General features: G+C 33.4%; 20 protein-coding genes. 7 read left to right on the top strand and 13 right to left on the bottom strand.

From position 1 onward, the window contains the following. The first annotated feature begins 4 nt into the window (after positions 1–4). Genes JOOMADRAFT_RS17920 through JOOMADRAFT_RS17910 form a run of 3 tightly spaced genes read left to right on the top strand, consistent with a single transcriptional unit; the run spans position 5 to position 3,418 of the window. Complete coding sequence (locus JOOMADRAFT_RS17920) at positions 5–1,189, top strand: acetyl-CoA C-acyltransferase (RefSeq protein ID WP_008615927.1); 1,185 nt, start codon at positions 5–7, stop codon at positions 1,187–1,189. 38 nt (positions 1,190–1,227) lie between these two features. Continuing rightward, positions 1,228–1,581 (top strand): four helix bundle protein, encoded by a 354-nt coding sequence (locus tag JOOMADRAFT_RS17915; RefSeq protein ID WP_008615919.1) that lies wholly within the window; start codon positions 1,228–1,230, stop codon positions 1,579–1,581. Positions 1,582–1,618: 37 nt separating this feature from the next. Beyond that, the gene (locus JOOMADRAFT_RS17910; RefSeq protein WP_008615918.1) at positions 1,619–3,418 is read left to right on the top strand and encodes an acyl-CoA dehydrogenase family protein; all 1,800 of its coding nucleotides are present in this window, start codon (positions 1,619–1,621) and stop codon (positions 3,416–3,418) included. 352 nt (positions 3,419–3,770) lie between these two features. Here the strand turns inward: JOOMADRAFT_RS17910 and JOOMADRAFT_RS20240 are convergent, their stop codons facing one another. The 4 genes from JOOMADRAFT_RS20240 to JOOMADRAFT_RS17895 all read right to left on the bottom strand — a co-directional run bounded on the left by JOOMADRAFT_RS20240 (position 3,771) and on the right by JOOMADRAFT_RS17895 (position 5,925). Then, on the bottom strand, positions 3,771–3,911 hold the full coding sequence (locus tag JOOMADRAFT_RS20240; protein WP_157136794.1) for a hypothetical protein: 141 nt from the start codon (positions 3,909–3,911) through the stop codon (positions 3,771–3,773). A gap of 36 nt (positions 3,912–3,947) precedes the next feature. After that, entirely contained in the window at positions 3,948–4,406 is a 459-nt protein-coding gene (locus JOOMADRAFT_RS17905; protein ID WP_008615917.1) for an RES family NAD+ phosphorylase, read from the bottom strand. After that, on the bottom strand, positions 4,406–4,921 hold the full coding sequence (parS, locus tag JOOMADRAFT_RS17900; protein WP_008615916.1) for a type II RES/Xre toxin-antitoxin system antitoxin: 516 nt from the start codon (positions 4,919–4,921) through the stop codon (positions 4,406–4,408). The genes JOOMADRAFT_RS17905 and parS overlap by 1 nt, the downstream gene beginning before the upstream one ends. A gap of 125 nt (positions 4,922–5,046) precedes the next feature. Next, positions 5,047–5,925 carry an IS982 family transposase gene (locus JOOMADRAFT_RS17895; RefSeq protein ID WP_008610872.1) on the bottom strand — a complete coding sequence of 293 codons (879 nt, stop codon included), beginning with the start codon at positions 5,923–5,925 and terminating at the stop codon, positions 5,047–5,049. A 723-nt stretch (positions 5,926–6,648) separates the two neighbouring features. Here JOOMADRAFT_RS17895 and JOOMADRAFT_RS17890 point away from each other — a divergent pair. Together JOOMADRAFT_RS17890 and JOOMADRAFT_RS17885 are read left to right on the top strand one after the other, a co-directional pair. Further along, complete coding sequence (locus JOOMADRAFT_RS17890) at positions 6,649–7,077, top strand: GNAT family N-acetyltransferase (protein WP_040880345.1); 429 nt, start codon at positions 6,649–6,651, stop codon at positions 7,075–7,077. A 21-nt stretch (positions 7,078–7,098) separates the two neighbouring features. Further along, positions 7,099–7,332: a DUF1456 family protein gene (locus JOOMADRAFT_RS17885; RefSeq protein ID WP_008615914.1), complete on the top strand. Its 234-nt coding sequence runs from the start codon at positions 7,099–7,101 to the stop codon at positions 7,330–7,332. A 51-nt stretch (positions 7,333–7,383) separates the two neighbouring features. Here JOOMADRAFT_RS17885 and JOOMADRAFT_RS17880 read toward each other — a convergent pair whose 3' ends face one another. Both JOOMADRAFT_RS17880 and mnmA read right to left on the bottom strand, forming a co-directional pair. Next, positions 7,384–8,334, bottom strand: a complete 951-nt coding sequence (locus JOOMADRAFT_RS17880; protein WP_008615913.1) for an NAD(P)H-dependent flavin oxidoreductase — start codon at positions 8,332–8,334, stop codon at positions 7,384–7,386. Positions 8,335–8,487: 153 nt separating this feature from the next. Continuing rightward, positions 8,488–9,675: a tRNA 2-thiouridine(34) synthase MnmA gene (mnmA, locus tag JOOMADRAFT_RS17875; protein ID WP_008615912.1), complete on the bottom strand. Its 1,188-nt coding sequence runs from the start codon at positions 9,673–9,675 to the stop codon at positions 8,488–8,490. Between the two features lie 316 nt (positions 9,676–9,991). Here mnmA and JOOMADRAFT_RS17870 point away from each other — a divergent pair, with 316 nt between their 5' ends. Together JOOMADRAFT_RS17870 and JOOMADRAFT_RS17865 are read left to right on the top strand one after the other, a co-directional pair. Further along, positions 9,992–11,818 (top strand): fasciclin domain-containing protein, encoded by a 1,827-nt coding sequence (locus tag JOOMADRAFT_RS17870; RefSeq protein ID WP_008615911.1) that lies wholly within the window; start codon positions 9,992–9,994, stop codon positions 11,816–11,818. Positions 11,819–11,938: 120 nt separating this feature from the next. Next, positions 11,939–12,898 (top strand): fasciclin domain-containing protein, encoded by a 960-nt coding sequence (locus tag JOOMADRAFT_RS17865; RefSeq protein ID WP_008615909.1) that lies wholly within the window; start codon positions 11,939–11,941, stop codon positions 12,896–12,898. Between the two features lie 358 nt (positions 12,899–13,256). Here JOOMADRAFT_RS17865 and yidC read toward each other — a convergent pair whose 3' ends face one another. The 7 genes from yidC to JOOMADRAFT_RS17830 form a co-directional block, all read right to left on the bottom strand. Then, on the bottom strand, positions 13,257–15,137 hold the full coding sequence (gene yidC, locus JOOMADRAFT_RS17860) for a membrane protein insertase YidC (RefSeq protein ID WP_008615908.1): 1,881 nt from the start codon (positions 15,135–15,137) through the stop codon (positions 13,257–13,259). A gap of 110 nt (positions 15,138–15,247) precedes the next feature. Beyond that, on the bottom strand, positions 15,248–16,864 hold the full coding sequence (locus JOOMADRAFT_RS17855) for a CTP synthase (protein ID WP_008615905.1): 1,617 nt from the start codon (positions 16,862–16,864) through the stop codon (positions 15,248–15,250). Between the two features lie 138 nt (positions 16,865–17,002). Then, complete coding sequence (locus JOOMADRAFT_RS17850) at positions 17,003–17,230, bottom strand: DUF3820 family protein (protein WP_008615903.1); 228 nt, start codon at positions 17,228–17,230, stop codon at positions 17,003–17,005. Between the two features lie 149 nt (positions 17,231–17,379). Beyond that, positions 17,380–17,784, bottom strand: a complete 405-nt coding sequence (locus JOOMADRAFT_RS17845) for an OsmC family protein (RefSeq protein WP_008615902.1) — start codon at positions 17,782–17,784, stop codon at positions 17,380–17,382. Beyond that, positions 17,741–19,714 (bottom strand): LysM peptidoglycan-binding domain-containing protein, encoded by a 1,974-nt coding sequence (locus JOOMADRAFT_RS17840; RefSeq protein WP_008615901.1) that lies wholly within the window; start codon positions 19,712–19,714, stop codon positions 17,741–17,743. Before JOOMADRAFT_RS17840 ends, JOOMADRAFT_RS17845 begins: the two co-directional genes overlap by 44 nt. Before the next feature lie 71 nt (positions 19,715–19,785). Next, complete coding sequence (gene guaA, locus JOOMADRAFT_RS17835; RefSeq protein ID WP_008615900.1) at positions 19,786–21,315, bottom strand: glutamine-hydrolyzing GMP synthase; 1,530 nt, start codon at positions 21,313–21,315, stop codon at positions 19,786–19,788. A 126-nt stretch (positions 21,316–21,441) separates the two neighbouring features. Continuing rightward, positions 21,442–22,818, bottom strand: a complete 1,377-nt coding sequence (locus JOOMADRAFT_RS17830; protein WP_008615899.1) for an ArnT family glycosyltransferase — start codon at positions 22,816–22,818, stop codon at positions 21,442–21,444. Position 22,819 lies beyond the last annotated feature (1 nt).

Here is a 22,819-nt window from a genome sequence, read left to right as displayed (position 1 = left end):
ACAAATGAAAACAGCATATATAGTAAAAGCATACAGAACAGCGGTTGGGAAAGCTCCTCGTGGGGTGTTTAGATTTAAAAGACCAGATGAGTTGGCTGCAGAAACCATTCAATTTATGTTGGATGAAATTCCACAACTCGATAAAACCCGTATTGATGATGTTATGGTAGGAAATGCCATGCCAGAAGCAGAACAAGGATTAAATGTAGGGCGACTCATCTCATTAATGGGACTAAAGATTGATGATGTTCCTGGTGTAACCGTTAATAGATATTGTGCATCTGGGATAGAAACTATCGGAATGGCATCGGCTAAAATTCAAGCAGGAATGGCAGATTGTATTATTGCAGGAGGCGCAGAAAGCATGAGTTATATTCCAATGGGAGGTTATAAGCCTGTTCCCGACTATCAAGTTGCTAAAAATGGTAATGAGGATTATTATTGGGGAATGGGATTAACAGCAGAAGCTGTTGCTAATGAATATAATGTCTCTCGAGAAGACCAAGATGAATTTGCATTTAATTCGCACCAAAAAGCATTAAATGCCATTAAAGAAGGGAAATTTAAAGATCAGATTGTTCCCATTACTATAGACGAAACCTATGTAGATGCTAACGGAAAAAAAGCAACTAAATCGTACACCGTAAATACAGATGAGGGACCACGCGCAGATACATCAAAAGAAGTTTTAGGTAAATTAAGACCTGTTTTTGCTGAAGGAGGAAGTGTTACTGCTGGTAATTCCTCACAAATGAGTGATGGAGCTGCTTTTACACTCGTAATGAGTGAAGAAATGGTAAAAGAATTAAACCTTGAGCCTATTGCAAGATTAGTTTCCTACACTGCTGCTGGTGTACCCCCAAGAATTATGGGAATTGGGCCTATTAAAGCTATTCCAAAAGCATTAGATCAAGCAGGTCTAAAACTAGATCAAATAGATTTAATAGAACTAAATGAAGCATTCGCATCACAATCGTTAGCAGTAATCAGAAAACTAGGACTAAATCCAGATATTGTAAACGTAAATGGTGGCGCTATTGCTCTAGGGCATCCACTTGGGTGTACAGGGGCTAAACTTTCTGTTCAGTTATTTGATGAAATGAGACGAAGAAAAAGCAAATATGGTATTGTTACCATGTGTATTGGAACCGGACAAGGAGCCGCTGGGGTTTATGAGTTTTTAAATTAGATTAAAGATATTATGAGACCCTAGAAACAAGACGCTATATGCATAACTTTAAAAAGTTAAGAATTTGGATAGACGCTATGGATTTAGTTAAAGAAAATTATATTCTAACTAAGTCCTTTCCTAACTCAGAAAAATATTCATTAAGTTCACAAATGAATAGAGCTGTTGTCTCTATCCCATCAAATATAGCTGAAGGTACAAGCAAAAATTCAAATAAACATTTTAAAAAATATCTAGAAGACAGCTTAGGCTCTGCTTTTGAATGGGAAACACAATTAATAATAGCGTTTAACCAAGGATATTTGACAAAAGAAAAGCTTGAAATATTAGAAGATAAAATAACACAAATTCAAAAAATGATATCAAAATTTAAATCCAACTTAGATTTTTAAGTCATGGCTCTTTAATCTTGATTCTTAAATCAACACTATGGAAACAAAACACAACATAACAAGAGGCGGTCAGTTTTTAGTAAAAGAAACAAAAGCTGAAGATATTTTTACGCCAGAAGATTTTACTGAAGAACAAAAAATGATGCGCGATTCTGTAATTGAGTTTGTAGATCGTGAGATTTGGCCTAATAAAGAACGTTTTGAAAAGAAAGATTATGCACTTACGGAAGAAGTGATGCGTAAAGCGGGAGAGCTTGGACTTCTAGGAGTTGCAGTACCAGAAGCGTATGATGGACTTGGAATGGGCTTTGTTACTACCATGCTAGTTTGCGATTATATCTCTGGTGCTACAGGATCTGTTGCTACTGCTTTTGGAGCACATACAGGTATTGGAACCATGCCAATTACACTTTATGGAACGGAAGAACAAAAGAAAAAATATGTTCCTAAACTAGCTACTGGAGAATGGTTTGGTGCCTATTGTTTAACAGAACCTGGCGCTGGTTCTGATGCAAATAGCGGAAAAACAAAAGCGGTTCTTTCTGAGGATGGGAAGCATTATTTAATAAGCGGACAAAAAATGTGGATTTCTAATGCCGGTTTTGCCAGTGTTTTTATAGTGTTTGCTCGTATTGAAGACGATAAAAATATTACTGGTTTTATTGTTGAAAATGATCCAAAAAATGGAATTTCTCTTGGAGAAGAAGAGCATAAATTAGGAATCCACTCCTCCTCTACTCGTCAAGTTTTCTTTAATGAAACTAAAGTCCCTGTAGAGAATATGCTTTCTGAAAGGGGCAACGGATTTAAAATAGCAATGAATGCGTTAAATGTAGGGCGTATTAAACTTTCTGCCGCTTGTTTAGACGCACAAAGACGTATTATTACCGAAGCTGTAAAATATGCAAATGAGCGAGTTCAGTTTAAAACTCCAATTTCAAAATTTGGAGCTATAAAATCTAAAGTTGCCGAAATGGCTACTGCTTGCTATGTGGATGAATCGGCTGCCTATCGTGCCGCAAAAGATATTGAAGATAGAATTGCCATCCGTCAAGAAGAAGGAAACTCTCATCAAGAGGCAGAATTAAAAGGAGTAGAAGAATATGCTATTGAATGTTCTATTTTAAAAGTAGCTGTTTCTGAACATTGCCAAAACACTACTGATGAAGGGATTCAAATTTTTGGAGGAATGGGATTCTCTGCTGACACTCCAATGGAAGCGGCTTGGCGAGATGCCCGTATCTCAAGAATCTATGAGGGAACAAACGAAATTAATAGGATGCTTTCTGTAGGAATGCTTATTAAAAAGGCAATGAAAGGGCAAGTAGACCTTTTAGGGCCTGCAACAGCTGTAAAAGATGAGTTAATGGGAATTCCATCATTCGATACGCCAGATTATTCTGTATTATTTTCTGAAGAAAAAGAAATGATTGAAAAGCTTAAAAAAGCCTTTTTAATGGTTGCTGGTTCTGGAGTACAAAAATATGGCCCTGAGTTAGAAGAGCACCAACAACTACTAATGGCAGCTTCTGATATTCTTATCCAAATTTATATGGCAGAATCTGCTATTCTAAGAACCGAGAAAAATGCTAAGCGTTTTGGAGAAGATACTCAGAAAGAGCAAATAGCTATGGCTAAATTAAATCTTTTCCACGCTGTTGAAAAAATACAAACTAAAGGAAAAGAAGCTATTTCTTCTTTTGCTGAAGGAGATGAGCAACGTATGATGCTTATGGGATTAAAACGCTTTACAAAATACGCTAACCTTCCTAATGTTATTGCATTAAGAAATACAATTGCTGACAAAGTTACAGCAGAAAACAAATATTGTTTCTAAAGAGGATACTAAAATCAACAGGTTTTAGGATTTAGTTGTTTATCCAAAAACGCTCCGAAGGCATCGGAGCGTTTTTTTATAATAGATACTTTATTAAAAAACTAACTCATCTTTACTATTCTATTGATTTTACGTTCAAAATAGATCCTTTTACGTAGCATAACGTAATCGTTTAGGTTTTAAACGTATTCTTTTACGTTGGTTACGTATGCGTTTAAACTAGAGACGTATTTTTTTACGTTGCACAACGTAAACGTTTGGGGCTTATACATATTTTTATACGTTAGTTACGTATACGCATGGATTAAGGTTAAAAACGGATGATTATTTAAAATAACGCAGTTGAAAGTTATTATCTTGTCTGGTTTAGCATTTCACTCACGATAAACATTTGAGCAGCTTCTTCACATTTACTTTGAATTTCAGTTCCAATTTTTACACATTGAATCTCAATTAGATCGTCAAAACCTTTGCTATTTTTATACTTTTCCATATTACTTGTATTGAATATTGAATTGCTGCTGTTAGTTTATTTAAATATCCTTTCATCAAATAAAAAATCTTTAATATCTGATATTGTTATTTTCTTAAAATTATTGTGATATGGATTTATCAAATAATTATAATCCCCTTGAACAACAGCTGAAGGCACTTTTAAGACACAAAAATCTAAAGCATCGATAAATTCATCTCCAATTTTCTGAGTACTAATAGCAGGTGGGTGACTATTCCAATATTGGGGAATATCTTTTTGTTCCAATAATTTTATTTGAATATCATCTGGGATATTAATTTCAATCATTACATAGTCGCTTGGTAAGGTAGCTAACGTCAAATGTACCGCAACTTCAGCCATTGCTAATGCTCTACTCTCTGCAAAATAAATAATCTCTGTGCCTTTAGAGTTCCATCTATTTCCATACTTAGCAGCCCCTTTCCCATTTAATTCTGTTCCGTATTTTTTCTTTGATAACCTATAAGCTCTCATTAAACAAAAATTCCATGGTCAATTCTATTCAATTCGGCCATAACTAATTCTTTTCCATAAGAATCTTTTAATAATTCAGCTGGTTTTAAATTCCCTAATGCAAATGAAGGCGTGTTTAACCATAAATAAAATTGTTCAGAAGAATCAAATACCTCCTTACCAAAGTTTGTAACTTCTGCTAATTCTATTATTTTTTCTGTATGTATTGGTTTAAATAGATAATCGGCGTCATTTCGGTGTCTTTGTAAAGTTTTTTTAGACAAATTCAAATATTCAGCCCAATCATCTTCTGAAAAAGGTGTAATATCTTTTATTTTACTGAATAACTCATATGGCATCCCTTTTCTTATAGCCTTAATAATGAGCATTTTATTGTCAAAAAAATCTGAATAAGTTATGTTATCCGTTCTGACTTGAACATCATTAGACTTCTCAATTTTTCTGACATAAACTTTAATAGCTTTATTTACAGCCGTTAACTCTATATTACTTTTTTTTTGTTCTTCAGTAATCATCCTTTAGACATTTGTACTCAAAAATAAGACTTTTGTCTAAGCATTCAAAGTTTATAGACGTATTTCTCTGATTACAGCGAGCGACTAATACTATGGGGAGCTAATTAGTTTAACCCGTTGTGCATTTAGGCAATATTGATTTTTAGGTTATTGATATTTCTGTTGAATTCAAATATGTTTATATATTGAATGACCGTCATAGCCGTAATCTTAGATAATATTCTGTTTTTGAATCCCTCAAAAGATTTAGCATAATTCCTTCGAATCATAAATTGGTCGCAAAGTTGAGAAAACAATGTTTCAATACGCTTTCTGGATTTCTTAAAAACGTACGGCTGCTCCCTATAGTTATGCTGGTTTGTTCTCATAGGGGTTTCAAGTCTAATATTATGATATTCAAATAAATTCAATTGATATTCAGCCGACAAATACCCTTTATCACCAAGTAATATGCAATCACTTAATTGATGCTTTATATCCTTTAAATAATTAATATCGTGCACAGAGGCTGGACTAATATCCATACTTTCGATAACACCCTGAGCAGAACAGACAGCATGTAATTTATATCCATAATAATGGCTTGATTGACTTGCACAATATCCTTTTTCGGGCAGACTGTAGTTTTGTTCTTTACATATCTTACTTCTAGCGCTTCTTGATAATTTACAGACCTCTAACGGCATACTGTCAACAATATAACAATGCTCAGATTTATTCAACTTTCTCACTAATGCCTTGCGAAGTGATTCTCTAAAAGAAAACAACTTACGCTTTCTTCTATTGTAGACACTGCGCTCTATTTTGCTGGATAGACCAGCAGGTAACATTCGAAAAAGCTGGCATTCACTATCAACACTCATATATTCTGATGTTAAATCAATAGCTATAAGCTCTTTATCTCTTAATTTAGGTTTACGGATTTGATGTAAATAATCCATTTTACAATCCAATTCTTTTAAAACCTTGAGGATTTTGTCGTAATTTGCTTGAAAGTTGTGCATATAAATTATAGTGTGGTTACTACAATTTACTGCATTTTAGCAGTTTGCACAACTTTTTCTAAATGCACAACGGGTTAGTTTAATATATACAACTACTTATGGTCATCAATATCTACTGACTTTATTAACTTTTTAAAATCATCTAGATATAATAATTTCTTCATCATCTATAAGCAAAGGATTTTATTTTAAAAACGCATATTTTTAGTATGCATCAAAACAAGATTATAGCGCATAATACATGAGTATACTCATTTTGTATATTATAAAAAAGTTAAATAGAAATCATATAAATTCTTATTTTTGGATTTAAATTCATTAGTGTCCGATAAAAGTGAATTAATTTTATAAATTTTATCATTTAATGCTAGTTAATTTTTAGTCTTTTTTTTGGAGCGAAGCGGTTTTGTGTTTTTACTCGGACATTAATAAAATCAATTACCTAGAGGCAAGCCTACGAGGTATTCAAACGAAAAATATTTTAATCCATTTCGACGTAGAGCACTTCGGTAAATTCAGAACAGGCTCTGGGGAATAAAACCCTCTCCTCTATGATAAATTTAAAATCGATGCTATTGGTTTTAATGCAAAAAACGTAGAAGGAAGCGGAGGGATAAAAACAAATTTAAGAGAGTATTTAGCACGAACTAAAGTATGTTTAGACCTCCTATTTCAGGTCGAACCAAAATATCTAGGAAAGAAAATAGAAATAAAATAAATACAATGTTGCAGACATCTATAGCACTTCTTAAGGAAGACGCCATTGAAAAAGTTGTAGAACTAACACAACAACTAAACACTACAAAAACAAAAGCCTATTTACTTGAAAAGCACCAAGAAATGTTTAAATATAATGGCTACCACTGCTTCGGCTTACTTTATAATAAAGAATTGATAGGTGTATGCAGCGGATGGAGCACCGTAAAACTCTATTCTGGAAAACAATTAGAACTCGACAATGTAATAATTGACAATAATTTTCAGTCTAAAGGTTTTGGAAAATTATTTGTAGAACAAATAGAAGCTTGGGCTCAAGAAAATAATTATAAAACAATGGAACTTAATACCTATGTAGCTAACGGGAGGTCTCATAAATTTTATTTTAACCAAGGTTTTGAAATTATTGGATATCACTTTCAGAAAAAAATCTAAAACAATCGTTACCTTTGCATCATGGCATTATCAAACAACGACATTTTCAAAAAACTGCGTGTAGCACACAAATTAAGAGACGACCAAATTGTAGAAATTTTAGCGCTGGTTGATTTCAGGATTACAAAAAGTGAATTAGGGGCTTTTTTCAGAAATGAAGACCATCCAAAATATATGGAATGCGGCGACCAAATTTTACGTAATTTCCTAAACGGACTCATTATCCACTTACGAGGTCCGTTGCCTAAGAAGTAGTACAAAATACGTATGTTCAGTAGGCAGTAGGTATTTTAAAAAATTCAAAACTTAAAATTCAGCATTTAAAATTAGAATCTTTTTAGCTTTTTCAAATTCGGTTATCATATTTTCCACTATTTTAGAAACAGGAAGTATGTTATGAATGAGTCCGCTTACCTGCCCAATTTCGAGTTCCCCTTCTTCTAAATCGCCTTCAAACATTCCTTTTTTAGCTCTTGCTCTTCCTAACAATTCTATCAGTTCCTCTTTTGTAGTTCCTTTGGCATATAAAGCTTGAACATCATTATAAAACTTATTTTTCAGCAATCGTACTGGCGCTAATTCTTTTAAAGTAAGCTGTGTATCACCTTCTTTTGAGCCTACTACTAAGTTTTTAAAATTAATATGCGAAGAAGCTTCTTCACTTGCAACAAACCTACTCCCAACTTGTACCCCATCGGCTCCCAAAATCATTGCAGCAAGCATCCCTTGTCCGGTAGCAATACCACCAGCAGCAATTATAGGAATAGTAATTTTTTCTTTTACCATAGGGATAAGCGTAAAAGTAGTTGTCTCGTCTCTTCCATTATGTCCACCAGCTTCAAAACCTTCCGCAACAATAGCATCTACCCCTGCCTCCTTCGCCTTTAAAGCAAATTTAACACTACTTACCACATGCACAACTGTAATTCCATGGGCTTTTAAATGAGAAGTCCATGTTTTAGGATTTCCTGCGGAAGTAAATACAATCTTTACTCCTTCAGAAATAATAATCTCCATCAGCTTATCTATTTCAGGATAAAGCATTGGAATATTTACCCCAAAGGGGTTATTGGTTGCTTTTTTACATTTCTGAATATGCTCACGGAGAATTTCTGGATACATGGAACCAGCACCTATAACCCCCAAAATACCAGCATTTGAAGCTGCCGAAGCTAGCTCCCAACCACTAGCCCATACCATTCCTGCTTGAATAATTGGATATTTTATACCGAAAAGTTGTGTGATTTTGTTTTGCATACTATGGAGTAGAAAAGTTTGAAAAGTTGAAAGTTTTTGGTTTCTTGTTTCTTGTTTAATTAAGAAAAGAAATTATGTATAAAAAATAAAAGGAGTGAATAAATTATCTTAAATCCAAAACAAACACTCCTCATATATTTAAAAAATTAGTTTCTAGCTTATTACTCCAGATCCTATTAACTCTTCTCCTTGATAAAAAGCTACAAACTGACCTTCTGTTATTGCACTTTGTGGTTGATTAAAATCTACATACAAACCACCGTCTACTTGATATAACGTTGCTTTTTGCAATGGCTGTCTGTATCTAATACGCGCCATTACCTCCATTGTTTGATCTACTTTTAAAGCTAAATCTTCTCGTACCCAATGCAATTCATCATTAGTTACAAACAAGGCTTTTCTAAAAAGTCCAGGGTGATTTTTACCTTGACCAGTGTAAATTAAATTTTTATCAACATCAGTTTCAATAATAAAAAGTGGTTCTGGCGTACCTCCAACATTTAATCCTTTTCGTTGTCCTTTAGTAAAATAATGCGCTCCTTGATGTTTTCCTACAACTTTACCATCGGTTGGGCTATAACTTACTTTTTGAGCGTTAAAAGCCAATTCTTCATTTTTAGTATTAAAAGTAGGCGTTGTTCTTTTTTGAAGAACTTCTTCTGCAGCTACCTCTATTATCTGCCCTTCTTTAGGCTTTAATTTTTGCTGAAGAAACTCTGGTAGTCGCACTTTACCTATAAAACACAAGCCTTGAGAATCTTTCTTTTCCGCAGTAATTAAATTATTTTCAGATGCTATTTTTCTTACTTCAGGCTTTGTTAACTCCCCTATTGGGAATAAAGTTCGACTTAATTGCTCTTGAGAAAGCTGACATAAAAAGTACGATTGGTCTTTATTTCCATCTACCCCTGCCAAAAGTCTATGTACAGGCTTTCCTTTAATTTCAATGGTATCTTTTCTACAATAGTGTCCTGTAGCTACATAATCGGCTCCTAAATCTAATGCTATTTTCATAAAAACATCAAACTTAATTTCTCTATTACACAGCACATCTGGATTTGGCGTACGCCCACGTTCGTATTCGTTAAACATATAATCAACGATACGCTCTTTATATTGTTCACTTAAATCGACAGTTTGAAATGGAATTCCCAATTTTTCTGCTACCATTAAAGCATCATTACTATCTTCCAACCATGGACATTCATTAGAAATAGTTACAGAATCGTCATGCCAATTCTTCATAAACAGACCTATAACATCATACCCTTGCTCTTTTAAAAGATAGGCTGTTACACTTGAATCTACTCCTCCCGATAAACCAACTATTACTCTTTTCATTCTAACGTATTGAAATAATATGCAAAATTACAAAATTCATATAGAAGAGGTTAGTCGGATTACTCTTAGGTTGCTTTCAACATAAAAAACAAAAATTTCAAATATTAATATTGTTTATCAATACTACACATATAATAAACAAAATATGTAAAATCAAAAATTTGCATCAAACCATATAAATGATAATTAATCAAGTAATTACATTAAAAATTTAATGTTAAAAAAAGTTAATTATTTTAAATTGTTTAACTTTTATCATAGTTTAGTTAAACAAATTACTTTAACAAGTAATCAAAACCTATAAAAAATAAACAACATGAAAACAATCATCCATTTATCAAAGTATTTTATTGTTTCATTATTATTTCTAAACATAGCATCATGCTCTGATGATGATGACAACAACATGAATCCACCAGAACAAGAAGCTACTATAACAGAAACTGCTACTGCAGATGCTGAACTCAGTATTTTAACTGCTGCTCTTATTAAGACAGGTCTTGATGCAACTCTAAACGAGGAAGGCACTTACACAGTCCTTGCCCCAACTAATGAAGCTTTTCAGGCAGCTGGAATTACTAGCGTTGACAATATTTCCGAAGAAGTTTTGACTAACATCCTTCTAAATCATGTTTTTAATGAAACTATAATGGCTACCGATTTGAGTACTATGTATAAAAACACTTTAGCAACAGGACCAGATGATAATGCAATTAGCATGTATATTAACACTGAAAACAGTGTTTCTTTTAACGGAGTAGCTGCTCCTACCACCATAGACATTACAGCTTCAAATGGGGTGATCCACAAAGTTGATGCGGTCTTAACAATTCCTACAATTGTAGATCATGCAACTGCAAATCCTAGTTTCTCAATGTTAGTAGAAGCTTTAGGAAGATTAGGAAACACTTATACAGATTTACTTTCTGGTACTGATGGTGCTCCTTTTACTGTATTTGCACCAACAAATGAAGCTTTTGAAAATCTTTTATCAATGTTAGGAGCATCTTCTTTGGACGATATTGACGATGCTACCCTTGAGGCTGTTTTAACATATCATGTAGTAGCGGGAGCTAATGCAACTTCTGGAACATTGAGCGATGGTCAAATGATTACTACTGCCCAAGGAGAGGATGTTACAATTATGACCGCTGATGGGGTTAAAATAATGGATTCAACAGATACACCTGCTAATGTAGTTGCAGCAGATGTTCAAGCTGGAAACGGTGTAATTCATGCTATTGACAAGGTATTACTACCACAAACAATAGTAGATGCTATGAATCCTACAATTGCTGGTTTTGTTGCCATGAATAACGATTATTCTTCTTTATTAGCAGCAGTACAGAAAGCAGATTTAGTAGAAACGCTAAACGCTGAAGATGCTGGATTGACAGTTTTTGCTCCAAATAACGAGGCTTTTGCCACCTTTTTATCAGATAATGGATTTGCTTCTTTAGAGGAAGTTCCTACAGATGTTTTAAAACAAGTACTACTAAACCACGTTATTGAAGGAGAGGTTATGTCTGGCGATTTAACAACTATGTATGGAAATACGATGGCTACAAATACAGATGGCGATAATTTAAGTCTTTACATAAATACGGAATCTGGTGTTATGTTAAATGGTGTATCTACTGTAACCACAGCAGATGTAGAAGTTAGTAATGGTGTAATCCATGCTGTAGATGCGGTTATTGGGTTACCTACCATAGTAACTTTTGCTACTGCAGACCCTAATTTCAGTTCTTTAGTTGGAGCTCTTACAGCAGATGGACAACCAGATTTTGTAAGTATTCTATCTGGAACTACCGATGCTCCTTTTACTGTTTTCGCACCTTTAAACTCGGCTTTCGAGGCACTTAGCGCTACCCCAACTGGAGCTACACTTACAGCAGTATTACAGCATCATGTGGTTGCAGGTGCAAATGCAAGGTCAGAAGATTTGACAGACGGAATGATGGTTTCTAGCTTAGAAGGAGACAATATAACTATAGCTTTACCTGGCACTGGAGATGCTATTGCAGATTTAACTGACGGTGCTGGAAATACCGATATTGGAGTTGTTGCTGTAGATGTTCAAGCTACTAATGGTGTAATCCATGCAGTTAATAAAGTTTTAATTCCAGACACTACAAATTAAACTCTTTATTTATTAATCATTGCTTTTTGAAGAAGGGTCGCTAATTGGCGACCTTTTTTTTATTTTATAATACCACTTTATAAAAAACGAATATCTTTACCATACCAAATTTTACAAATCATGAATACAAAAAACCTAAGCTTAAAAGCAATTTTGCTTTTACTAGTATGCGCGTACAATTTTACAGCGTGCAGCGACTCATCAAACGATGAAAACTCTGAAACAGAAACCCCAAATGAGCCCGTAAGTCTTTACACCTACTTTAGCAACGACCCCGATTACAGTCTTCTTGTACAAGCTATCGATCAAATAGGGTATAATAACGCTCTAAATGTGGATGGCGCTGGTTCTTATACTTTTTTCGCCCCGAATAACGAAGCTTTTTCTCGTTATTTAGCTGAAAAAAATATAAATAGCATTCAAAACATTCCTACCAACACATTAACTCAAATAATTTTGAACCATATGTTAAGTGGAAAGGCGAAATTTGCAAGTGAAATTACTGAAGGCTATAATAAAACCCAAGCAAAAGAATATATTACACAAGCTAATATTGATCTATTTGTAGCAAAAAAAAATAGCACAATAACTCTCAACGACGGAATATTAATTACCAAAGCAGACATTGAAGTTACCAATGGGATAATCCATAAAATAGACGATCTAATTATGCCTGCAACCTTGGCTACTTTTATAAAAGTAGATTCTGAATTATCAAACCTCTACAACGCTAGTAAAGAATTAGATAATGAGGTATTTACGAAGCTTAATGATATAGAAGCTGATATAACAGTTTTTATCCCATCTGAAGAAGCATTCTTAGACATGGGAACTGTTACATTAGAATCGCTAAATAAAACCATCAAATACCATATAATTGATGGCGAAATTAATACCTCTAACAACCTTAAAGACGGAGATGTACTCAACACATGGCAAGGAAATGCTATTAAAATAAATACTGGAGACAGCATTATTATTACAGATTCAGCAAATGAAAATGCAACTATAATAGCTAAAGATTTTGTTGCTTGGAATGGTGTTGCCCATATTATAAATAAAGTACTCAAGTACGAGTAATTTATTATAATTTATCATTGTTGTCCAATAAAAACAAATAGAATTTATTAAACTCTAGTTACACTGGCTTATAAGAGGTTTTCAAAATAGACTTCACTATTAAAGCTATTAAAAAGCATAAATAAAACGTTAATTTTAATAACGTATTTTTTGTATAACTTCTTATTTTACTCTAGTTAAAGTATAGACGTTACTTTTTTTTCTTGTAAGAAAGGGATCTTGTGTTTTTAATCGGACATTAATGATGTATTATTATAAATCCGGAATTGTGTCACCTTATTTTAAGAAAGGATAACATAAAAAAATGGGGATTTGAATATATTCAAATCCCCATTTTTTATTAGTAGAATGCTATTTATTATTTCTTTTTCTGAGTTTCTGCCTGCTCCATCATTTCTCTCATTTTCTTCTGAAAACGACTTTCTTTCTTAGGCTTCTTTTTATTCTCTTGAATTTTAGCGTGAATCTTATCATCATTAATAATGTAATTCTTAATTACTAACATAATTACAATAGTAATCAAGTTAGAAATAAAGTAATACAAACTCAATCCACTTGCATAATTATTGAAGAAGAAAAGCATCATTATTGGTGAAATATAAATCATCACCTTCATAATACTTCCCATATCTGGCATCCCCTCTTGTGCTGGTTGCTGCATTGCTTGTTGCTGACCTGTAGTCATTTTCATATAAAAGAAAATTGCAACTGAAGCTAATATTGGGAATAAACTCACGTGATCTCCATAAAACGGAATCTTAAATCCTTCAGGGAATTTATATACAATATCATAAGAAGAAAGATCGTCTGCCCATAAAAACGACTTCTGACGAAGCATTATTGCAGTTGGGAAAAACATGAATAAAGCATAGAAAACAGGAATCTGTAATAACCCTGGCACACAACCACTCATTGGACTTACCCCTGCTTTACTATAAAGCTTCATAGTTTCCTGCTGACGCTTCATAGGGTTGTCTTTATACTTTTGAGAAATCTCTGTAACCTCAGGCTTAATAACCTTCATTTTTGCTTGAGACACATATGATTTGTAGGTAACAGGAGACAACGCTATTCTTACAATAATCGTCATAACAATAATTGCTATTCCGTAAGGAAAAACAGAGCTTAAAAAATCGTATAAAGGTGTAAAAACATGTTTATTTATAAATCCAAATATTCCCCATCCAAAAGGAATAGACTCTGCTAAATCTAAGTCTTTATATTTTTTAAATACTCTAGCATCGGTTGGTCCGTAATACCAGTGCATATTATAATTTAATTCTCCACCTTTAATCTCCAAAGGCGTAGAAGCAGTATATAATTTTACATATTTTTCATTTGGATTTTCATCTTCAAACTGCTGATTTGAAGTCATAGAAACATTTGCAAAACTATCTGGATTAATAAGAATAGAACTAAAGAAATGCTGTCTATATGAAATCCAACTTACATTTGAATCCGTTTCATCATCGGATGTTCCTTGTGATAATTTACTTACACTTCCATCATGAAGATAAGTTAATCTTGTATAACGATTTTCGTACTCTATACTTCTACTATGACGGATTCCATTTAATTTCCAATCCAATTGAGCAGGTTGAGAGCTATTTAGCACCCCGTTTAAACCTTGAGACCTTACTGTAAAATCTACCAAATACTCATCTGGTTTAAGCTCATAACGGTATTCAAGAAACTTCTCATTTGAAACTTTAAGCTTCATGGAAAGCACTTGGTTTTCACCATTTTTTGTTAATGTAGGCTCAAAGAAAAGATCTTGAGTATTTAAATTACGATTATCTGTGGTTGCAAAAGAGATATTAAAAGAAGCGTTTCCATCTTTTACTAAATATACAGGAATAGAATCGAAAGTCTTAAACTTTTTTAATTCGGCTTCTACAATTTGACCTCCTTTATTACTAATTTCAAGACGTACTAAATCATTTTCAAAAGTAGTAGTGTTTTCATTAGCTGAAGGCAAAGCGGCAGAATATGCAAACGCCCCTAAAGAGCCTTTATATTGCGCCAATGCTGTAGAATCTTTCAAGTCTATTGAAGGAACACTTTCTACAACAGCGGCATTTTGCTCTTGATCTTTTGCTTTTTCTACTTGTTCTTGTTTTGCTTTTTCAGCCTTAATCTCTTCTTCTGTAGGCTGATTATTGTACATTACCCAAATTAAAATTGCACCTATAAGTACAAATCCAAGGATCGAGTTAATGTCAAATTTCTTTTCTTCCATTTAATTTCAATTAAAAATAAGTTGCTTCTTTAAAAAAGAAGGGCAAATATCGTTGCTGCATTTAAGCGTGCAAAGATATGCCCAAATTTTATATGTATGTCAAACTGACATTATTTATTCTGTTTATGCGCCAAAGCAGACTTAACAAATCCAACAAATAAAGGATGTGGATTTGCTACCGTACTTTTATATTCTGGATGGTATTGCACCCCTACAAACCAAGGATGTGATGGCAATTCTACTACCTCCACAAGTCCTGTTTCTGGATTTAAACCTGTAGCTTTTAAACCAGCAGCTTCAATTTGCTCTTTGTAATTATCGTTAAATTCATATCGATGTCTATGGCGTTCAGAGATTTTATTAGCTCCGTAAACACTACTAACTAAACTCCCTTCAGCCAAATTACAATCCCATGCTCCCAAACGCATTGTTCCTCCCATATGCGTAATATCCTTTTGCTCCTCCATTAAATCTATAACAGGATTTGCAGTATCTGGATTCATTTCGGTAGAGTTAGCATCTTTTATATTCAGGACATTTCTAGCAAATTCAATCACTGCCATTTGCATTCCTAAACAAATTCCTAAAAACGGAATATTATATTCACGAGCATACTTAATAACTTCTATTTTCCCTTCAATTCCACGCTCTCCAAAACCTGGCGCCACTAACACCCCATCTAATTTTGAGATTTTATTTTGAAGTACGTCTTCATCAATATATTCCGAATGGATGTATTCTACCTTTACTTTTACTTCATTTTCTGCTCCTGCGTGAATAAAAGCTTCTAATATAGATTTATAACTATCTTGAAGCTCTACGTATTTTCCTACTAAACCAATATGAACTTCGTCTTGAGGATTTTTATGGCGATTTAAAAATTGATTCCAACGCGAAAGATCTGGTTGAGAGTCGTCTTTTAACGCTAGCTTTTTAAGCACCACTTTATCAAGACCTTCATCCAACATCATATTTGGAACATCGTATATAGTAGAAGCATCTATAGATTGGATTACAGCTTCTCTTTTAACATTACAAAATAATGCCAATTTCTCTCTTAAATCGTCAGAAAGTTCGTGTTCAGTTCTACATACTAGAATATCTGCTTTGATACCACTTTCCATCAATGTTTTAACAGAATGCTGGGTTGGCTTTGTTTTAAGTTCTCCAGCTGCGGAAAGATAAGGCACAAGTGTAAGATGGATTACAAGTCCGTTATTATCTCCTAATTCCCACATTAATTGTCTTACAGATTCTATATAAGGTAAAGACTCGATATCTCCTACCGTACCTCCTATTTCTGTAATAACGATATCATACTCTCCACTTTTTCCAAGTACTTGAATACGTTCTTTTATTTCGTTTGTAATATGAGGAACTACTTGCACTGTTTTCCCTAAAAACTCCCCTTTACGCTCTTTTTCTATAACGCTTTGGTAGATTCTTCCTGTGGTAACATTATTTGCTTGTGAGGTATTTACATTTAAAAAACGCTCATAGTGCCCCAAATCTAAGTCGGTTTCCGCACCATCATCTGTAACATAACACTCCCCATGCTCGTAAGGATTTAGCGTTCCCGGATCTACATTTATATATGGGTCGAGTTTTTGAATTGTAGTTTTGTAACCTCTTGCCTGTAAAAGTTTCGCCAATGATGCCGCTATAATCCCTTTTCCCAATGAAGAGGTAACACCACCCGTAACAAAAATGTATTTGGTATCTGCCATTATCTTTACTTATATTGAATTGTCTGTATTAAAACAGTTATTGAAAATATCGCGGCAAAAATACAAATAAGAATTAAAAAAACCCTTCTCTAAGAAAGGGTTTTTATGATTGTTTTTATTGAAAAGAAAAAGTTGTATCTATCTTATTTTCCGAATCTTATAGATAAGTTCTTCCAATCCATTAGCTTTTATTTCGTACATCGCCTCTAATTGCTTTCCTAATTTACCACTTGGAAAGCCTTTTTGTCGATACCAAACATAATAAGGTTCTGGAATATCAATTAAATAACGGTCTTTATATTTACCATACGGCATCTTAGCATGCGCTAATTGAAGTAGAAATTCTTTATTTTTATTGATATCCATTTTTTATAGATGTGGATAGTGGATAGTGGATAGTTGATAGTTGATAGTTGATAGTTGATAGTTGAATTTAAAAAATCTTTTTCTTAACTTTTTAACTCTTTTACTTTCAAACTTGCAAACTTTTCAACTAAATAACTTTCTTCTCTTTTCTACCTCCAATTAAAAGTAATTACTTTTTCAATATCGGGATGCAGGCTATAATGCACAGGACAAGTATTGGCTGTTTTTTCTAGAATTTTTCTAGTTTTTTCATCAACATGAGCTGGGATATCAAAAACAACTTCTATTTTAGAAATTCTCCTTGGATTAACATCCATAGTTTTGGTAACGGTTGCAGTTGTTTCCGTAAGATCAACTTCCATATCTCGTGCTTTAATTCCCATTACCGTTAACATACAACTAGCCAAAGAGGTAGCTACTGTATCGGTTGGCGAAAAAGCCTCTCCTTTACCATTATTATCGGTTGGAGCGTCTGTTATGAATGAATTATTACTTTTTAGGTGGACACACTTAGTTCGAAGTGCTCCCAAGTATGTTACTATTGAGGTTGGCATCGTTTTTTGCTTCTTTAATTTCTAAATTATCGTATTTAACTATATAAAGTGCGGTGTTATAATACCCACCAGAAAGTCCTTTTTTATAGTCAAATTTATTCTCTACATATTCTGTTTCGCTAACTTTTGCCGAAACATAATCTAAATTTTTATTGTAAGCCAAACGCAATATTACATCCATAGTAAGGTCAAAACCTCGGGTAGCATATCTATTTGGTGTAGTCCCATACTTTGCATCAAACTGTTTACTAAAATTAGCATTAACATCTGAAAGCTTATCTATTGTTGGGAAATGAAAATGCAAGTTAGATAAATGCATGTTAGAAATATTATCACTATCGTAAGCATCTCCTTTTAAAGTTGTTAACAATGTAATTTTATATTCTGGAGTTTGTGCTGAATTTACTACACCTGTTATATTGGTTAACAACGGAATGCTATTGGTTTCTACAACTACCCAGTTTTCTTTTTCTGAAGAAAGAAAAGGATTTATTTCATCCAAACGGATAAATTTATCTTCTATAGGATTAATCACTTTAGCACCAGGAACTAATGCTTGTAATTTTGATTTTATAGCCGCATTATTTTTATCGGCTATAATAATTACATTTTTATTAGTGGCATTGTTTTTTATATACTTTAGCATCTTTTCTCTAAGCAAATCATCTGGTGGTAATGTTTGGTACACATTACTATACATCTGTAATCCTTTATTAGAAAAAGGTGCAAAAATTGGAGTATTAGAACTTCGTACAGCGCTAGAAACTCTATTAAAAGTAGAAGGTAAAATAGGCCCAATAATAGCATTTACATTAGTTAATTTTCCGCTGGAAGCAAGTTGCCCAACTTTAGCATCGTTAGCACCACTATCAAACACTTTTACATCTAAAGAAAGCCCTAATTTTTTAACAGAATCTATAGCCATTAAAGCTCCTGTATAAAAATCTAAAGAGACACTCAACAATTTATCTCTCTTTATTTTCTCCTTATTACTATCAATATTTTCAAAATTTAGCTCATCTAATTTAAAAGGAAGTACAATTGCTAACGTAGATTTCTGGTCGTAATTTAAACTATCTAATAAAGAAAACTTTTCAATAAGCTGCCCATTATTTACAGTTAACTCTCCCATTTTATTTTTTGGAAGTTTTATAACCATTCCCGCTTTAAGTCCGTCTGTTTTCACTTCTGGATTAAGAGCTTCTACCTCTGCTTGCGTTACTCCAAGCTTTACTTTCAATCTATAAAAACCTTCTTTTGGTAAAACTGTATAATAGTTATAAGCATCTACCTCAACAGGCTTTTTATTATTTCCAGCTACAAAAGGAACCCACAAAGTATCTCCTTCTTTTAAAACTTCTTTCATAGATGGATTGATAGTTTTCAAAGAATCTACCGTAATTCCATGCTCATAGGCAATACGCCAAGGTCCTTCTTTTGGTGCAACTCTATGTGCTACCAAACCTTCTCTTACTTGAGGCACAGAGCCCGTATTAGCTACAGCACTAAATACTGGAATTTGCACTATTTCATTCCTTTTTAATTGGCGACTGTAAAGCTCTTTATTGTAACGCTTAATATCGTCAACAGAAATATTGTACTCCTTTGCAATACTGTACAACGTTTCCTTCCTTTTAGCTTTATGCTCAATAAAGCGCTCTACATTTCCTTCTGGGCCAGCAATATTGCTATTCCCTCCAGGCTGTGTTTGCGACTTTTCTGAAACAGGAATTACAACAATAGTATTTGCCTTAACGCCATTTTTTACTTCGGGATTTAACTTTAGAATTGCATACGGGGTTACTTGATATTTTTTTGCAATACTCTCTAAGGTTTCTCCTTGTTTAACTGCATGCGTTTCAAATTTTTGTGCTTGTAAGGTAACACAAAACAGAAATGCTAGAATAAAAATGACTTTATTAAAATTCATGCTATTGTTTTAAGTTCTTAGGTATTAGATTTTTATATTTTAAAATCTAATCGTTATAAAATGCTACAAAATTATTCCCACTCAATTGTTGCTGGTGGTTTTGAACTAATATCGTACACTACTCTATTAACGCCTTTTACTTTGTTTATTATATCATTAGACGTTTTTTGTAGAAATTCATATGGTAAATTCACCCAATCGGCTGTCATTCCATCTGTACTTTCTACGGCACGTAAAGCTACACATTTTTCATAAGTACGTTCATCTCCCATAACTCCTACAGAGTTTACTGGCAACAACATAGCTCCTGCTTGCCATACCTTATCATACAGTCCCCAATCTTTAAGTCCGTTTATAAAGATAGCATCTACTTCTTGCAAAATACGAACTTTTTCAGCAGTAATATCTCCAAGAATACGAATTGCCAAACCAGGACCTGGAAAAGGATGCCTTCCTAATAATTCAGGATCAATCCCCATAGAAGCACCTACTCTACGAACTTCATCTTTAAACAACATTTTAAGAGGCTCTACAACTTTAAGCTTCATAAAATCTGGAAGTCCACCTACGTTATGGTGACTTTTAATAGTTGCTGATGGTCCGTTTACAGAAATCGATTCGATTACGTCAGGATAAATAGTTCCTTGACCTAGCCATTTTACATCATTAATTTCATGTGCTTCATCGTCAAAAACTTCGATAAAAACACGACCAATTGCTTTACGTTTTAATTCTGGATCTTCAACACCAGCTAAGGCATCAAGAAAACGTGCAGAAGAATCTACTCCCTTTACGTTCAGCCCCATCCCTTCATATTGGTCTAAAACATTTTGAAATTCATTTTTTCGTAACAATCCATTATTTACAAAAATACAATACAGATTATCTCCAATTGCTTTATTCAATAAAACAGCCGCTACAGTAGAATCTACTCCTCCAGAAAGTCCTAATACCACACGGTCGTTTCCTAATTTTTCTTTTAGCTCGGCAACCGTCATGTCTACAAAATTATCTGGAGTCCATGATTGTTCAACTCCAGCAATTTTTACTAAGAAATTTTCTAGCAATTGCTTTCCGTCTGTAGAATGATATACTTCTGGATGAAATTGGATAGCATAGGTTGTTTCTCCTTCTATTTTATAAGATGCATTTTGAACATCGGTAGTGCTAGCCAAAATAACTCCATTTTCTGGAAGTTTCTTTATGGTATCACTATGACTCATCCATACCTGACTTCCAACAGAAATATTTTGAAAGAAAGGTTCATTATCAGCAATAAAAGAAAGGTTAGCACGACCATATTCTCTTGTGTTTGAAGGCGCCACTTCTCCTCCACCAAAATGCGCTAAATACTGCGCTCCATAACACACTGCCAACATTGGCACTTTACCTCGTATTTGCGATAAATCTGGGTGCGGTGCATCTTCTGCTCTTACTGAAAATGGACTTCCGGATAATATTACTGCCTTATATGAAGTAAGGTCTTCCGGTAAATTATTGTAAGGATAAATTTCGCAGAATATATTTAACTCCCTAACGCGTCTTGCAATTAGTTGAGTGTACTGCGAACCGAAATCTAAAATGAGTACGTTGTTTTGCATGCGCAAAAATACTATTTATAAAGAAAATGAAAAGGGTTGAAGGAAGTATTTTTTTCTGTTGTTAAGATGTTTATAATTGAATCTTCATAACAACTCTTATTTTTAGTGAAGTAAACCTCCATTAAATTAATTTTGTTTTAAACAGAAATACACAGTTTCTTTGGCTTCCCCAAATCCATTCACACTATCTTTTACGAGAAAACCTTTCTGCTTTTCTTTTAACACAAATATAGTGTTACTACTATCTATTTTTGTTCGAGGCAGAGTAAAATCGTCTGCAGAGTAAACAATTTTATTAGGTCGCTCAAATTTCACACTTCCAGCGTAAGTAACATCTGGAAGATTCCATTGCTTTTCTGAAAATTTATCCAATTTATCAGCAATAATACTAAATGAATGATGCACAGAAGAATCTATCCCTACTATTTTTTCTACTGGAGTTCTGAATATCTGTAAAAAAATAATAAATATAAATACTCGCATACTCCATTTTTTCCAAGCTTCTATTTTTTTAAACTGAAAGCAATTCAGTAATAAAATAAAAAACGGTAAAAAAAGAGGCAACAACCACCTGTCTGATATTTTAGAAGAATTAATTCCTACAAAAATCAAAATTGTAACGGAAAGCTGAATTATAAATAATTTAGAAAACCAATCTCTTGAAATACTTTTTAATACAACCCCTTTTCGAAAATAAGCTATCGAAAACAATAAAATTGATAGTGCTATTAAATTAATAAAACTCTTTAAAAATGAAAAAAATGGGGTTATGATAACAACACCTCTTAAAGTATTAGATTTTGTTTTCACCTCCATACTCTCTTTTAAAAGCAATAAATACTCCTTATTTTCAAACAACCAATATAAATGTGGGCTTATTAAAACACATGTCAATAAAACACTTAATAATATTTTTCTATTCCACAATACTTGTTTAGCCTCAACATCAAACAAAGCAATAATTCCAAAAGCTGGAAGTATCAATAAAAAATTATACTTTGTTAAGATTCCACCAGCAAGGATTACTCCAAATAAAATGTAATTTTTATAGCTTTTTGATACTATTAACAATGAAAATACATAATATAAAGACACTGAAAAGAAGCAGATCATGGATGTATGAGATAATCTTCTGAAATTGAAATCTATAAAAACTGGAATTAAAAACAGGAGAAAAACACCAACTTCTGCTTTAAGCTTATCTCCAACAAACTTCGTAACTAATTTATAAAACATTATTAATGTCCCTGAGAACCAAAAAGCTCTTAATCCAGCTAAAGAAAATCGGTTAAGTCCAACACATTTATTAATAAGTATCTGCACCCAAGTATAAAGTGGCGGCTGATCATCATACCCCAATCGAAACCACTGCGAATAATATGCCTGCTCTGCATCCTCCCATTCTAAAGCTACTTTCAAAAAAGATATTAGAATTATTGCCACAAAACAAAAAAGAGCAATAACTTTCACCTTTCTCGAAACCACTGCATTTACTTTATTCACA

This window comes from Galbibacter orientalis DSM 19592, from assembly GCF_000260115.1.
Taxonomy (GTDB): Bacteria; Bacteroidota; Bacteroidia; order Flavobacteriales; family Flavobacteriaceae; genus Galbibacter; species Galbibacter orientalis.
Note: the sequence above shows the minus strand (reverse complement) of the source record. Positions and strands in the feature narration are given on the sequence as shown.

What these genes read in the sequence shown, in the direction of transcription:
- guaA (WP_008615900.1), bottom strand. Translation starts at nt 21,315, where the DNA reads ATGCAAAACAACGTACTCATTTTAGATTTCGGTTCGCAGTACACTCAA.
- JOOMADRAFT_RS17855 (WP_008615905.1), bottom strand. Translation starts at nt 16,864, where the DNA reads ATGGCAGATACCAAATACATTTTTGTTACGGGTGGTGTTACCTCTTCA.
- mnmA (WP_008615912.1), bottom strand. Translation starts at nt 9,675, where the DNA reads ATGAAAAGAGTAATAGTTGGTTTATCGGGAGGAGTAGATTCAAGTGTA.
- JOOMADRAFT_RS17880 (WP_008615913.1), bottom strand. Translation starts at nt 8,334, where the DNA reads ATGCAAAACAAAATCACACAACTTTTCGGTATAAAATATCCAATTATT.
- JOOMADRAFT_RS17885 (WP_008615914.1), top strand. Translation starts at nt 7,099, where the DNA reads ATGGCATTATCAAACAACGACATTTTCAAAAAACTGCGTGTAGCACAC.
- JOOMADRAFT_RS17865 (WP_008615909.1), top strand. Translation starts at nt 11,939, where the DNA reads ATGAATACAAAAAACCTAAGCTTAAAAGCAATTTTGCTTTTACTAGTA.
- JOOMADRAFT_RS17890 (WP_040880345.1), top strand. Translation starts at nt 6,649, where the DNA reads ATGTTGCAGACATCTATAGCACTTCTTAAGGAAGACGCCATTGAAAAA.
- parS (WP_008615916.1), bottom strand. Translation starts at nt 4,921, where the DNA reads ATGATTACTGAAGAACAAAAAAAAAGTAATATAGAGTTAACGGCTGTA.
- JOOMADRAFT_RS17915 (WP_008615919.1), top strand. Translation starts at nt 1,228, where the DNA reads ATGCATAACTTTAAAAAGTTAAGAATTTGGATAGACGCTATGGATTTA.
- JOOMADRAFT_RS17895 (WP_008610872.1), bottom strand. Translation starts at nt 5,925, where the DNA reads ATGCACAACTTTCAAGCAAATTACGACAAAATCCTCAAGGTTTTAAAA.
- yidC (WP_008615908.1), bottom strand. Translation starts at nt 15,137, where the DNA reads ATGGAAGAAAAGAAATTTGACATTAACTCGATCCTTGGATTTGTACTT.
- JOOMADRAFT_RS17845 (WP_008615902.1), bottom strand. Translation starts at nt 17,784, where the DNA reads ATGCCAACCTCAATAGTAACATACTTGGGAGCACTTCGAACTAAGTGT.
- JOOMADRAFT_RS17870 (WP_008615911.1), top strand. Translation starts at nt 9,992, where the DNA reads ATGAAAACAATCATCCATTTATCAAAGTATTTTATTGTTTCATTATTA.
- JOOMADRAFT_RS17905 (WP_008615917.1), bottom strand. Translation starts at nt 4,406, where the DNA reads ATGAGAGCTTATAGGTTATCAAAGAAAAAATACGGAACAGAATTAAAT.
- JOOMADRAFT_RS17840 (WP_008615901.1), bottom strand. Translation starts at nt 19,714, where the DNA reads ATGAATTTTAATAAAGTCATTTTTATTCTAGCATTTCTGTTTTGTGTT.
- JOOMADRAFT_RS17910 (WP_008615918.1), top strand. Translation starts at nt 1,619, where the DNA reads ATGGAAACAAAACACAACATAACAAGAGGCGGTCAGTTTTTAGTAAAA.
- JOOMADRAFT_RS17920 (WP_008615927.1), top strand. Translation starts at nt 5, where the DNA reads ATGAAAACAGCATATATAGTAAAAGCATACAGAACAGCGGTTGGGAAA.
- JOOMADRAFT_RS17850 (WP_008615903.1), bottom strand. Translation starts at nt 17,230, where the DNA reads ATGGATATCAATAAAAATAAAGAATTTCTACTTCAATTAGCGCATGCT.
- JOOMADRAFT_RS20240 (WP_157136794.1), bottom strand. Translation starts at nt 3,911, where the DNA reads ATGGAAAAGTATAAAAATAGCAAAGGTTTTGACGATCTAATTGAGATT.